Here is a 12,212-nt window from a genome sequence, read left to right on the forward strand (position 1 = left end):
CTTGGTCCACTTAAGGTCACCTGTGGGCTGGAGCGATCTACATTGGGTCATAAAGCTGCACAACGCATCTACCGTGTACGGATATGTGTCTCTTGCTCTGTTTGCTTGTCCTCGACGGGTGTGCCGGGGAGTTCAATAACGGCATGGCCATTTAAAATTTCATTTGTCTTAATCGAAACAGGGTGAAGTGGGCGTATCGGGCAAGGCAGGCAACCACCACAGTTGCTGCCAAGCGGTGCGATGGATGTGGATGGTTTGCGCTGGCGGTGGGCGCTTCAGGGAATTGGGTGCGATTGGATCGTGACGACAGGAGTGGAGTTTATTAACACTCAATGGTGCGGAGGCGATGTCCCTGCGGTAGTAAGCGTATCGAGATCGCCTCTGCCCAGTGTGTGCAGGTCGAACACTGTTTTTTAGTCGCTCTGCCGAGGCAGCGCGGCAACGTCAGTGCCATTCTGTATGTCGCTGAGCATGGCTGCACATGGCATCGCCTGTCCTAGGGCTTCAGCTACTGGCACACGATCTGCACAGGTATGGATCAATGGGCGAAGCCAAGCGTGCTAAATCGACACTGCGAGCCATGCCAGTCAGTGCGGGTCGTGCAGATCAAGCGCCAAACGGTGTCGCTGGATAGCATCAGTGTGCGGGTACATCCGACGGTAGCGGCACATCCTGTGATCGGTGGAACACCAAGAACCACTTTTTCGTGGTGGATGCGCACATGGCCAGACGGGCATCGCCTTTTTTCTATCCCTTGGACAAGCGCACGAGGTGCCGCAAGGTCGTGAGTGGCTCAAGCGGTCCGGGCTGCCGAATCGCCCCTTGCACGTGCTCATGGATCGAGCTGATGAAGATCACCAGCGGGGGGCGTGTGATATCTGTTGCACAGGCGGTTTCGTTGTTGGACTGGGTTGCCGAGTGGTGCCAGATCATTGCATGGATTCAATGGGGAAGTCGTGGCGGCGGTGTGAGTGGATCAGGAGGAAGGCTGCTGATGCCACGTTGACGCTATGGTGAATTGGAGGTTGCCTGTCCAGTGCATGCGCGATCATGATCGTTTGGAACGTTCATTTGGCATCATGGTGCCTTGCTTCATGATTTATTAAATTTTTACACGTCAATAAAGTGACTTCATTTTTAGGTGGATAACGTTCAGATGTGGCAACCTGTATTCAGGTTTTTGTGCCGTGTGTTCGTGGTGATGCTGATGCTCATACTGGTGGCCTGTGCCTTGAGGTCTTCTCCACGGCGTGTGTTCCAACCGACTCTGCCGCCACGTGGGTCTGATAACGTTGCCAAGTATCGGTTCGATATGACTCAGAACGGCCAGCGGATGACTGCCGATCAGTTCGATGCCTGGATGAAGGCGAATGGCATCCACATCGTTAAGCGGGTGTCGGGGATGCCAGCATCGCAAATGCATACGACTCGCCGTAGCAGCGCAACGCCATAGAGGGCAGTACGGTTTCCGTGTCGATGGCGGATGCTGCTGGGTGTGCGGCAAAGGTGTCGTTGGTACGCTTCAGGTGGGTGAAGATGTCTCATGTAATCTCTGGAGGGATGGACATTTTCGATTGAGAACACGTTGTTGGCCGTGTTGGGTTTGCGTCCTGGAGCTGGTCGTGTGAGTGATTTGCTTGATGGGCTTCAAGAGCTGTCATACGGTCTTTGGCGTCGCGGAAGCGCTGGATGGGTGTCTTATGGAGGAGATCGCCTGCGACATGGGTGTTTTATAGGGTTGCCTTCAGTATTGCTTGCTCATGCTTAAAAGGCATAAACAGCCAGCTTCATATCATTTCACCGCCTGCATGCGGCTGCGCAGCATGGCATCCTTGTCGGACCGGCTGTTGCCGTGACTGCACAGGAGATCGACATGAACCGATGTATTCCAATTCGATATGTTGCAGCCTTGTTGTTGGGGCTGCTGTTGAGTGCCTCACTGGCGCACGCGCGCGAACAGATGCTGCTCAACGTGTCTTATGATCCGACCCGCGAGTTCTATCGCGACTATAACGCCGCCTTTGCGAAGTACTGGAAGCAGACGACCGCTAAGACGGTGAAGATCGAAACCTCACATGGTGGTTCGGGTAAGCAGGCGCGTTCGGTGATCGATGGGGTTGAGGCGGATGTGGTGACGTTGGCGCTGGCCTATGATGTTGACGCGATCGTGGAAAAATCGCATTTGATCAATCCTAGTTGGCAAAAGCGTTTGCCGGACAACAGTGCGCCTTACACTTCGACGGTCGTCTTTCTGGTGCGTAAGGGCAATCCGAACAATATTAAGGATTGGCCTGATCTGCTGCGTTCGGGGGTGCAGGTGATTACTCCGAACCCGAAAACCAGCGGGGGGGCGCGTTGGAATTATTTGGCAGCCTGGGCCTATGCCGACTATATCTTCAAGGGGGACCGCGAGAAGATCCTGCGTTACATGCGGGCCTTATTTCGCAATGTTCCGATCTTGGACACGGGCGCGCGGGGAGCGACGACGACGTTCGCGCAGCGTGGTATTGGTGACGTATTGTTGACTTGGGAGAATGAGGCGCTGTTGGCTCAGGAGGAGTTGGGCCCAGACAAATTTGAGATTGTAATGCCCAAACTATCGATCCTGGCGGAGCCATCAGTGGCATTGGTAGATAAGAACGTGGATAAGCATGGTAACCGTGCGGTGGCTGAGGCTTACTTGAAGTATTTGTATTCGTCGAGTGGGCAGAGATTGGCCGCCAAGCATTTTTACCGTCCTCGCCATCCTGAGTTGGCCGATGCTGCCGATTTGGCTAGGTTTCCTCAGATTAAGTTGGTGACGATCGGGGGAGCGTTTGGTTCCTGGGCTAAGGCACAGCAGGAGCATTTTGCCGATGGCGGTGTGTTCGACCAGATCCAGGCGGGAAAGTAGTCCATGGCTGAAAGTACTGTAGCGCCGACGTATTTACCACGTCGACGCGTGATTCCCGGACTTGGTCTGAGTTTGGGGATCACTTTTGTTTGGTTGGGACTGATCGTGTTAATCCCGCTGATTGGCGTATTTGTCAAGGCCAGTGGGTTGGGGTGGAGTGGATTATGGCAGGTGTGGACTGAACCACGGGTACTGTCTGCACTGCGGGTCAGTTTTGGCGTTGCGCTGGTTGCGGCAGCGTTTAACGCGGTGATGGGGACCTGGGTGGCCTGGGTGTTTGGGCGTTACCATTTTCCTGGTAAGCGTGTTTTCGACGCGATGATCGATTTACCGTTTGCATTGCCGACGGCAGTGGCCGGTATTGCCTTGGCGACATTGTATGGACCCAATGGATGGATAGGGCGCTGGTTGGATCCTGCCGGGATCAAGGTGGCTTACACCCCGTTGGGGATCGTGGTGGCGCTGGTGTTCGTTGGCCTGCCGTTCGTGGTGCGGATTGTCCAGCCGGTGTTGGCGGAGGCCGAGAAGGAGTTGGAGGAGGCTGCTGCCTCGCTCGGTGCGAACCGTTGGCAGACCATGTTTCGCGTCGTATTGCCAGGGCTATGGCCAGCGGTGTTGACCGGATTTGCGTTGGCTTTCGCGCGCGGAGTGGGCGAGTATGGGTCGGTGATTTTCATTGCTGGCAATTTACCCAATGCAACCGAGATCGCGCCCCTGCTCATTACAATCCGCTTGGAGGAGTTCGACTATTCTGCGGCCACAGCCATTGCGGCAGCGATGCTGTTGTTGTCATTCGCGGTGTTGTTAATGATCAACGGGCTGCAGGCACGCTTATTGCGTGGTAAACAGCGGGGAGGAAGATGAACAACAATGCGATGCACCCGCGTTCTTCCCGTTTTCAGGGGCAGACGAGCGCGCAGCGTTGGCGCCGGTTGCTGACCGCATCCGCGACCACTGAGTCACAGTGGGTACAGTGGTTGCTCATTCTGGGTGCACTTGGGTTCCTACTGGCGTTTCTAATACTGCCACTGATGTTAGTGTTCGCCGAAGCACTGCGCGGTGGGACACAGGTATTTGTACGTGCGGTCACTGATCCTGACGCGTTGGCTGCAATCCGTTTAACGGTGTTGGTGATGCTGATTGTGCTGCCGGTGAACATGGTGTTCGGGGTCGCCGTGGCTTGGGCGGTCAGCAAGCATCAGTTCCCTGGCAAGCGGCTGCTGATCAGTCTGATCGATTTGCCGTTTTCGGTCTCACCGGTGGTCGCCGGCTTGGTGTTCGTGCTCATTTTCGGTCGGCAGGGTTGGGCGTGGCCGTTGATCGAGGATGGCGTTCGATTCTCATTGCCTTTGTTTGGCGAATGCATGGTGAAGTTGCCACGGATCGTGTTTGAGTTGCCCGGCATCGTCTTGGCGACGATGTTCGTGACTTTCCCTTTTATTGCGCGTGAGCTGATGCCATTGATGGAGCAGCAGGGCAATGAGGAGGAACTGGCTGCGTTAAGTCTGGGTGCGAGTGGCTGGCAGACTTTCTGGCGAGTGACGTTACCGAATATTCGCTGGGGGCTGTTGTATGGGGCGTTGTTGTGCGGTGCGCGTGCGATGGGGGAGTTTGGCGCAGTTTCGGTGGTATCCGGTCACATTCGTGGGCGAACCAATACAATGCCGTTGCACGTGGAAATTCTCTATAACGAGTACGCTTACAGTGCTGCATTTGCCTGTGCTTCATTGTTGGCGTCGAGTGCGTTGTTGACGTTGGCCTTGAAGGCTTTTCTGGAAAAGCGTCATGGTGAGTTGTTGGCTATCAGGCGCCAGCATTGAGGATGAATTGAGTATGGGGATCAGCATCCAGAAGCTGCGCAAGCAGTTCGAGGGTTTTACTGCATTGGCGGCGATCGACCTGGATATTCGTCAGGGTGAACTGTTGGCGTTGCTTGGGCCGTCTGGTTCGGGCAAGACCACCTTGCTGCGGATTATCGCTGGGTTGGAGCATGCCGATGCAGGTCAGGTGCTGTTCGGTGATGAGGATGCGACGACCATGAGTGTGCAGGCGCGTCGGGTCGGTTTCGTGTTTCAGCACTATGCGTTGTTCAAGCATATGAGTGTGTACGAGAACATTGCTTTCGGCTTGCGTGTGCGTCGCGGTAAGGCGCGTTGGCCAGAGTCACACATTAGTGCAAGAGTGTTTGAATTAATTTCGTTGGTGCAGTTGGATGGTTTGGAGCAGCGTTATCCAATGCAGTTATCTGGTGGTCAGCGCCAGCGCGTCGCACTGGCGCGGGCGTTAGCAATCGAGCCCCGTGTGTTATTGCTGGACGAACCATTCGGTGCGCTGGATGCCCAGGTACGGCGTGATCTGCGGCGCTGGTTGCGTGAGATCCATGACCGGACTGGGCTAACGACAGTGTTCGTCACCCACGACCAGGAAGAAGCGTTGGAGTTAGCCGATAGGGTTGCGATTCTCAATCAGGGCAAGATCGAGCAGGTGGCTAGTCCGGCTGAGGTTTATAACCGGCCCGCTTCGCCGTTCGTGTATTCGTTCGTTGGAGCGGTGAATCGCTTGCCGGGCTGTGTTGGTGCTGATGGGTTGCAGGTGGCTGGGATCGTGCTGTCTCGTCCGCCGCAGATAGCAGCGGTGGGCCCGGTAGATCTTTATGTGCGACCGGAGGATCTAGTGCCGGATGCCCAGGAGGGGTGGTCAGCCACCGTGTTGTGGAGCCAGCGCAGTGGTCCTCGGCTGCGCGTGCGGGCGCGTCTGGAGCAGGGTGCACATGAGGTGGAGATCGAATTGCCTAGTGCGGCTGATGAATATGTTGAGGGCCAGGAACTGCGTTTGATCCCGCGGCAATATGGAGTGTTTCTCAGTGAGTCTGCGGGTTGAATATCCGGCCAGATACGAGACATCTGGTAGCCATTAGGTGACCGGATCGCTCATTGAGTGATTCTGGGCGATAAGCGGGGTGATGTTGCGATATTCGTTCGATTAAAAAAATCGTGAAGCCATGTTTGACTGACTGTCCTGCGTTTAAGGTCACCCTCCCTACCAGAAGAGCGGTTATGAAGTTCTACAGGTGCGAATTAATGTGTATCTGATGGTTACGGCCTTGGATATCGGTGTTCTAGGTTGGGAGGGTTGATGGCCGTATCGGTGGCAACTCCGTTTTTGCTGGGGATGGTAAGTACGACATGATCATCCAGTGTGGCATTGTGGAGACAGACAAGCGTAAATCGCTTGAAACGTAAGGGTTACGGGAGTTTTTTCATAATAAATTAATGATTTACGGCGCTTCTACCTCCAATGATTACTGCGGATATCCGGGCATTTCTCGACCTTCGCTCGCTGGTACGTTTGGTGTCAAAAAAGATCGAATGTGACCCCATAAGCATCGGCACAATCACGATTTGCCGCAGGATACACAGCAAGAATTCGACTCCGCAGCAGAAACTTGCAGTGCCGCGCGTACTAGTTAAGGAATGGATCACGAGGCGGGAGGCGGCGTTGCAAGGACAGCGGGCGTGTGGCGAGCCGGTCGGGCCCAGGATGAGCGTTGCCGAAATGGTGCGGTGCTACGAGGGTCGCGAGCGACCAGAGGAGCCGTGGGGACGCTCAAAGAAATCTGAATGAGCCGCACTGAGTAACTGCTCTCTTGCATCCAAGCGTGTTGACCAACTCACCCTGCAGGATTTCATCGAGCCAATTGAACCACGCCGCAAGGCCGGTGCCGGTCCATCCACAGCAAGCAGCAATCTGATCTGGTTGCGCCAGATGTTCAAAAGCTCGCAAGCTGTTTTAGACTCGCCGCGCTTGGCAAACATCAGCCGTCCTCTCCCGGGTTTGGCAATGGCAGCGTAACGCCGTGCTAGCCGCACCAGCACGTTAATATCTGATTCTTCTGTCTGATCAGTGTGCGGTAACGTCACGCCAGATAGTGAGTGAGAAATCGCTGACTCCATCCCATGTTCGGCGGCCATGATGGACAGCATGGTTCCTAGTGTGGTGCCCGCCGGCCAGGAGCGTGTTTTTGGAGTTTGAAGATCGCTGTTGCCTTGGGGAGTGCCTTCCCAGGGAGCAGCATGGGCACGCAGCGTCATCGTGCCAGGCCAACCGGACAACGCGATCTCCACTGCACACGAAAACGCCCATCTGGCGCAATTGACCGTCATAGCTCAATGACAATTGCAGTTCTGCGCCCATTGGCGGCAACCTGAGTGGGGCGTTGGCTAGAGGGTCGGCGAGCACAATCTCCAATGTATCCGCATGACTGCCGGATGCATCCGCAAGCCGCACGCCTACCATGCGTTCAGCAATGAGGGCGGTGATGTCTGTGTCGTTGGCCATGATGTGAATGGCCGCATCGGTACGCCCGTAATACTTCCATGCAAGCCAGTCAATGGTGTCGCCGTGGCGTGTGAGATAGCGTTGTGGGCTCATGAGCTGACCTGCATCCCTTGGTCATCGCTGACGTGTTGCAGCGACAGCATAAATTCGATGCGGTGTGGTCTGCCGTCCGGATGATGGTCGCTGTGCCGCTCCTGGATCCGTTCGATGACATACCAACCGTGGATGACACCGTGGCTATCAATGAACTGCAAGGGGTTGCCTTGGCTGGTGATGGTGCGCAGCTCGTCCGATGAAGCGCCGCTGCCTTGCCAATCCGGATAGGCGATCCCAGGCAACTCGATACTCTCCTCTCCTGGTCCGGTGTATTGGTGCGCATCGCGCTGCCCATAGCGCTCAATGGCGGCTAGCGGTATTCATTCACGCGGGCGAGTTCCTGATACACCACGGTGGCCACAGAGAATGTGTAACCACCCAGCAGCAGTAGTACAGGTCGATTGCTGCTGCTGGAGTGGAGCGTCTGTTGAATCCCTGCGGCCAGATCGCTCCAGAGGTTGGCGTTGATCATTCGTGGCCTCCGGCAGCGTCGTACAGGGCACTGCGGTGATGAGCACGTCTCCACCGCAGCTGCGCACCACATCGCGCACGCTCTTGCCGCTGCCTTTACAGCGCTGAATCTCGATGGCGGCAGCGATGCGCGCACGCTTGATATGCACCGGCCAATCGCTACGCCAGGTGTCCACCAACAAGGACCACGCCAAGGGTTCCGGGCAGGTCTGCGGGTCCCATCATTGCCTGAACGGAATCGGGATATCGGCCATCCGCGCCATCACCTGTTCCAGGGTGCGCATCAGGGGCGTGGCGGTGGGGGGCAGCAGACTCTCCACAGGCTTATTCATCCACGCCTCCATGCACCAAGGTGATGTCCGTGCAGCGGGCCGCCTGAGTGCGCCCGATGATCAATCCCTGCTGTGGCGTATTGAGTTCTACGCGCTGAATTCCTTCTACGTGCAATCCGGCATACAGGCCGCTGAGGGCAATGTCCCGGCCTAAACGGAAGGCTTCTGTGGTGTAGGCGGTGACGCGCCGCTGCGCTTCGGACAAGACAACCGCCGCATCTGGTCCGGCATAGGTGTGCAGCCGGGCGTGAACCTGGTAGTCGGTGATCTGTGCCGGTTGCACGGTGACATGATCGGTCATGGGGCGCACTGATTCGTGATTGACCGAGGCCATGACGGCGTCAAGCACCTCTTGCGATGGCTGCCCGTTGGCGCGGCGCGACAGCACCGTCACCACCACCTCTCCAGGGGCGGGGCTGGTGGCGCTCACGTCCAGGACGTCGGCATGGGCACTGATGGCATGGTAGATGTAAGCGCCTTCTGGACCGGCCACGCTGTAGCCTTCCGGGGCCAGGACGATGCGCCGCCGGAACTGGGCATCACGCTCCATCACGGCGGCGATGCCCCTGGAGGGATCGCCGGGATCAAGCACCAGGCGTTTGACGCGAAATAAGGCGGCCAGGTGATCCAGATCGGCATCGGTCGCTAAGGCCACCATGACGGCTTTGGCATCATCATTGCTTTGATAGCGGCGTACCGATTCACGGTAGGCGGCCACTTCCAGCAGGGTGTACAGGGGATCGGAGGGCAGCAAGCCTTGCAGCGCCGGGGCGCGGGCATACAGATCGGCGAGCATCTCTTGCAGGATCACATCGGCGGCCACCTGCCGGATGACATCGGGCATCGGCAGCCGTGAGATATCAATGGCAGTCAAGTTGCTATCCATCAGCGTACCTGGATGCCGTCTAAGGCGATGGTGCGGCCTGCGGGCAGGTAGCGGGCGCTCAGATCAAGGACCACCGCGCCGGAAGCAGTGACCCGTGCGGTGACGCGCTGTAGAGTGAGCCGTGGTTCGTGGGCGGCTAGAGCGTGCGCGGTGGCGGCGTACAGGTGCATCTGTAGGGCACGGGTGATCGGGGCGTCCAGCAGTTCCGGTAACCGGCTGCCGTCATCGCGCCGCATGACGCGGCTGCCCAGCGGCGTGCTCAAAATGTCCTGCACCGATTGGCGCAGGTGCTCGATCCCATCAAGGGGTTTGCCTGTATGACTGTTCATGCCGCGCATCGCACCGCAGCATGCACGCTCACCCTGTACCACGTCCTGTGACGGGTTTTTCTGCGCCTTGTTTTTATCGCTTACCGATATACAATAAAAAATGATTAAAACCTTTGCCGACCAGGACACGGAATCTTTGTTCAACGGGTCACGGGTACGTCGCTTTATTCACATAGAAGCGGTCGCACGCCGGAAGCTGATTCAATTGCATGCAGCAGCGACCTTGAGCTTTCTCAATGCGCCGCCTGGTAATCGGCTTGAAACCTTAAAAGGGGACCGCCAAGGGCAGCACAGCATCCGTATCAACAATCAATTCCGCCTCTGTTTCATTTGGGAAAACGGCGATGCCTATCAGGTTGAAATTGTCGATTATCACTAGGAGATGAGCATGTCCAAGACACTTCCCCCCATTCACCCAGGAGAAATTCTCCGGGAAGAATTTATGGCCCCTCTAGGCTTATCCAGCAATGCGCTGGCCAAGGCGATTGGCGTGACGGCGGCACGGATCAACGAGATTGTGCGCGAACGACGTGGGATCACGGCGGATACTGCACTGCGTCTGGCACGTTACTTTGGCACCGATCCGCAAAGCTGGCTGAATCTGGAACAGCACTATGCACTCGAATGCGCCAAACGCGACCTTGGAGAGGCCCTGTCACGTATTCACCCTCGCGTCGCTTGAGTGCACTTATCACTGCGCCGGAGTGGTGGGTGCCTGGGGTCCTTGGGTGGTATGGCGGTTGCTTTGTAATCCAATGCCTGCGGAGGTGATGTCGCCCCGGGCGTGGATGGTGCCAGCCACGGACAGATCGCCGGTCATCTGCACCTTGGGGGTGTCCAAGGTGACGCTGTTGCTGGCCTTGAGGGTGGCGGTGGCGCAGCTGAGGTTGACCGTTCCGCAGGAGGCCGAAGTATCCACGGTAAGCGTGTGCGCGTGCCGGTCATAGGTGAGGTTGGTGCCGTCGCCAAACACCACACCCGCCCACACCCGCCTGATGGGCGGTGCCGCCGAGGACGGCGAAACGGTCTTGGTAGAGGTTACCGGGTAACACGATGCCCAGTGCCGAATCGCCATTGGGGCACAGGGCCACGACTTGTTCGCCGAGTTGCGGCAGCCACCAGGAGCGATCCACGCCCGCAAGTGCGGCCATCACGGGCAGCCAACCGGTGAGTAGTTCACACGCACGCAGGCGGTGGCCGCATCCAGCGCGGCGACCGTTCCTGTCAGGATCAGGTGGGATAACTGGTGGCTGTGTTCATGAAGTGTCTTTCTCATGGTGCCATGGCGGTATAGCGGTCCTGGAAGGGATGGCCGGTATGCGGTGCAAAGGATATCCATAGGTCCTTTGGCAGCGATCCAGCGTTGTTCCAGGCGCTGTTGCCGAGAAATACCGGCTGCTGCCATTCCACGGTCCAGACGACACATTGATCCAGTGCGGCACTGAATACGTCTGGATAGATGGCCATCACGCGGCAAGGATCGGTAGGCACGCCACGCCAGCGGCGCTGATAGCGCCAGGTCCCCAGGGCCGCGGCGGCCAGGCGCGCTTGCAGGATCGCGATGTCCCGGCACGAACCGTGCTTGAAACCGCAGCAGCACCGGGAATTGCCCGGTGCCTGCATCGTTTTCTGGGGCAGGTTCGATGTCGGTCAGTTCCAGTAAACAGGCGGGCAACGGCAGACGGTGATCTTCATCGCCCAGATAAAACGCGACGGTGGCTAGGTCGGGAAATTGTGCGGCAATCTGATCGCGGCTGGCTGTATGCAGCGCCTCCAAGCTTATATCGGTGTCTGTGTGCGCCATTTCAATTCGTGCTCAAACAAGGCAAAGAAGCGTGCTGCAAACGTGGGGGTATCCATCAGGTTTTTTTGGATATAGGTGATGGATGGGGCGTACATGTCCGCCTTCTGGACGGCCACCGGGTAACGGGCGGTGCCCACACGCTTGAACACCTGCCGTTTGCCGCGGACGGTGGCTATGAAGGCACCTTTGATGTGGCGTCCTCCAGCACCGCGTACGCCGCTGGCGGTGGCTTTGGGTTGCAACCATATGAACGGGATCGGGTCCAGGCCGTACCAGAGTTTCATCTGGTCGCGCAGGCGATAGGTACGCAGCCGCCTGCGCAGGATCTTATGTTGAACTTTCAGGGAGTCACTCAAGCCGCGAATGGAGCGGGTACGCAGCCAGGACGCCATTTTGACTTTTGTCGAGCGCAGTGCCTGCTCCATCTGAACTTCGGTGGCATTGAGTGCATGCGCGATCCCGGTAAGGAGGTGTGTCGATCTGGAGAGTAATCACCTGGAACGTGCTCTGTCATTCAAGTCGGATGAGATTCGATCCGGATCGGCAATGCCTTAGCTTCCACGGCCCAGCGGTTGCATTCGGCGACGGCGGCCATCAGTGCCGCATCGGCATCACGTACCGCTTCCAGATGGGTATGAAGTGCAGCCACATTCAGTTTGGAAATGGTCGTGGATCGTGTCGTATTCACGCAGCGTTCGCAGAAGCGACTGAGCTGCTTCAGTACATCGTTGCGTTGCCAGGACAGCGTCGCCATGTGTTGCCGTGCATGTTGATAGCGCCCGATAGCTTCAAAATTGGGTTCGTTCATGGTGATTTCCTGCGATGGATGGGTAACCCCACGGGGCCAGCCACACGAAGGTCATGCCAATCCCATCCGGTTGGGGATCGTGGGTCAACCAATCGTGCTGCCCTGCGATGACGGCACGATCGTGTTTCTTGAAAGCGGCCACATCGACATATTTGCACGTGAAAGACAGCCCCGGAGCACTCATCCGATAGTCACCCAGATCCCCATTCATAGAAGGCACATCAAAAAATGATGTGGCATTCATGCACCTGCCCG

18 protein-coding genes and 1 pseudogene are annotated in these 12,212 nt (G+C 57.2%); 8 read left to right on the plus strand and 11 right to left on the minus strand.

The genetic code is table 11. The features are described from left to right. The first annotated feature begins 847 nt into the window (after positions 1-847). The 6 genes from PLS229_RS03760 to PLS229_RS03785 all read left to right on the plus strand — a co-directional run bounded on the left by PLS229_RS03760 (position 848) and on the right by PLS229_RS03785 (position 5,773). Entirely contained in the window at positions 848-1,006 is a 159-nt protein-coding gene (locus PLS229_RS03760) for a hypothetical protein (protein WP_160165146.1), read from the plus strand. Between the two features lie 201 nt (positions 1,007-1,207). Beyond that, positions 1,208-1,453 (plus strand): hypothetical protein, encoded by a 246-nt coding sequence (locus tag PLS229_RS03765; RefSeq protein WP_230428174.1) that lies wholly within the window; start codon positions 1,208-1,210, stop codon positions 1,451-1,453. Between the two features lie 420 nt (positions 1,454-1,873). Further along, the gene (locus tag PLS229_RS03770) at positions 1,874-2,893 is read left to right on the plus strand and encodes a sulfate ABC transporter substrate-binding protein (protein ID WP_114867085.1); all 1,020 of its coding nucleotides are present in this window, start codon (positions 1,874-1,876) and stop codon (positions 2,891-2,893) included. A 3-nt stretch (positions 2,894-2,896) separates the two neighbouring features. Further along, positions 2,897-3,757, plus strand: coding sequence for a sulfate ABC transporter permease subunit CysT (gene cysT, locus PLS229_RS03775; RefSeq protein ID WP_038270680.1), 861 nt, complete (start codon positions 2,897-2,899; stop codon positions 3,755-3,757). 11 nt (positions 3,758-3,768) lie between these two features. Continuing rightward, positions 3,769-4,713, plus strand: coding sequence for a sulfate ABC transporter permease subunit CysW (gene cysW / locus PLS229_RS03780; protein ID WP_051482278.1), 945 nt, complete (start codon positions 3,769-3,771; stop codon positions 4,711-4,713). A gap of 13 nt (positions 4,714-4,726) precedes the next feature. Then, on the plus strand, positions 4,727-5,773 hold the full coding sequence (locus PLS229_RS03785) for a sulfate/molybdate ABC transporter ATP-binding protein (RefSeq protein WP_038270717.1): 1,047 nt from the start codon (positions 4,727-4,729) through the stop codon (positions 5,771-5,773). 686 nt (positions 5,774-6,459) lie between these two features. Here PLS229_RS03785 and PLS229_RS03790 read toward each other — a convergent pair. The 5 genes and pseudogenes from PLS229_RS03790 to PLS229_RS03815 form a co-directional block, all read right to left on the minus strand. After that, positions 6,460-7,056, minus strand: a complete 597-nt coding sequence (locus tag PLS229_RS03790) for a contractile injection system protein, VgrG/Pvc8 family (RefSeq protein WP_162814073.1) — start codon at positions 7,054-7,056, stop codon at positions 6,460-6,462. Between the two features lie 264 nt (positions 7,057-7,320). Further along, the gene (locus PLS229_RS12145; protein ID WP_325065064.1) at positions 7,321-7,647 is read right to left on the minus strand and encodes a phage tail protein; all 327 of its coding nucleotides are present in this window, start codon (positions 7,645-7,647) and stop codon (positions 7,321-7,323) included. Positions 7,648-7,833: 186 nt separating this feature from the next. After that, a pseudogene (locus PLS229_RS12550) lies at positions 7,834-8,130 on the minus strand (phage tail protein I); the annotation flags it as partial. Continuing rightward, positions 8,123-9,016 carry a baseplate assembly protein gene (locus PLS229_RS03810; protein ID WP_038270682.1) on the minus strand — a complete coding sequence of 298 codons (894 nt, stop codon included), beginning with the start codon at positions 9,014-9,016 and terminating at the stop codon, positions 8,123-8,125. The pseudogene PLS229_RS12550 and the gene PLS229_RS03810, both read right to left, overlap by 8 nt. Further along, positions 9,016-9,345: a GPW/gp25 family protein gene (locus tag PLS229_RS03815; protein WP_230428175.1), complete on the minus strand. Its 330-nt coding sequence runs from the start codon at positions 9,343-9,345 to the stop codon at positions 9,016-9,018. The genes PLS229_RS03810 and PLS229_RS03815 overlap by 1 nt, the downstream gene beginning before the upstream one ends. Before the next feature lie 100 nt (positions 9,346-9,445). Between PLS229_RS03815 and PLS229_RS03820 the strand changes: the two genes are divergently transcribed. Both PLS229_RS03820 and PLS229_RS03825 read left to right on the plus strand, forming a co-directional pair. Next, on the plus strand, positions 9,446-9,724 hold the full coding sequence (locus PLS229_RS03820; protein WP_038270683.1) for a type II toxin-antitoxin system RelE/ParE family toxin: 279 nt from the start codon (positions 9,446-9,448) through the stop codon (positions 9,722-9,724). 3 nt (positions 9,725-9,727) lie between these two features. Continuing rightward, positions 9,728-10,027, plus strand: a complete 300-nt coding sequence (locus PLS229_RS03825) for a HigA family addiction module antitoxin (RefSeq protein ID WP_081755408.1) — start codon at positions 9,728-9,730, stop codon at positions 10,025-10,027. Positions 10,028-10,036: 9 nt separating this feature from the next. Here PLS229_RS03825 and PLS229_RS12155 read toward each other — a convergent pair whose 3' ends face one another. The 6 genes from PLS229_RS12155 to PLS229_RS12675 form a co-directional block, all read right to left on the minus strand. After that, entirely contained in the window at positions 10,037-10,264 is a 228-nt protein-coding gene (locus PLS229_RS12155; RefSeq protein ID WP_425511078.1) for a hypothetical protein, read from the minus strand. Between the two features lie 22 nt (positions 10,265-10,286). Beyond that, a complete protein-coding gene (locus PLS229_RS12160; protein ID WP_230428177.1) occupies positions 10,287-10,496 on the minus strand; it encodes a phage baseplate assembly protein V in 210 nt (69 codons plus the stop codon). Beyond that, positions 10,496-11,149: a hypothetical protein gene (locus PLS229_RS03835; RefSeq protein WP_230428178.1), complete on the minus strand. Its 654-nt coding sequence runs from the start codon at positions 11,147-11,149 to the stop codon at positions 10,496-10,498. The genes PLS229_RS12160 and PLS229_RS03835 overlap by 1 nt, the downstream gene beginning before the upstream one ends. Then, complete coding sequence (locus tag PLS229_RS03840) at positions 11,125-11,541, minus strand: hypothetical protein (protein ID WP_230428499.1); 417 nt, start codon at positions 11,539-11,541, stop codon at positions 11,125-11,127. Before PLS229_RS03840 ends, PLS229_RS03835 begins: the two co-directional genes overlap by 25 nt. A gap of 122 nt (positions 11,542-11,663) precedes the next feature. Beyond that, a complete protein-coding gene (locus PLS229_RS03845) occupies positions 11,664-11,957 on the minus strand; it encodes a hypothetical protein (protein ID WP_038270685.1) in 294 nt (97 codons plus the stop codon). Next, on the minus strand, positions 11,938-12,201 hold the full coding sequence (locus PLS229_RS12675) for a head-tail joining protein (RefSeq protein WP_425511079.1): 264 nt from the start codon (positions 12,199-12,201) through the stop codon (positions 11,938-11,940). The genes PLS229_RS03845 and PLS229_RS12675 overlap by 20 nt, the downstream gene beginning before the upstream one ends. Between the last annotated feature and the right edge of the window lie 11 nt (positions 12,202-12,212).

It is taken from the genome of Xylella taiwanensis (assembly GCF_013177435.1).
Taxonomy (GTDB): domain Bacteria; phylum Pseudomonadota; class Gammaproteobacteria; order Xanthomonadales; family Xanthomonadaceae; genus Xylella; species Xylella taiwanensis.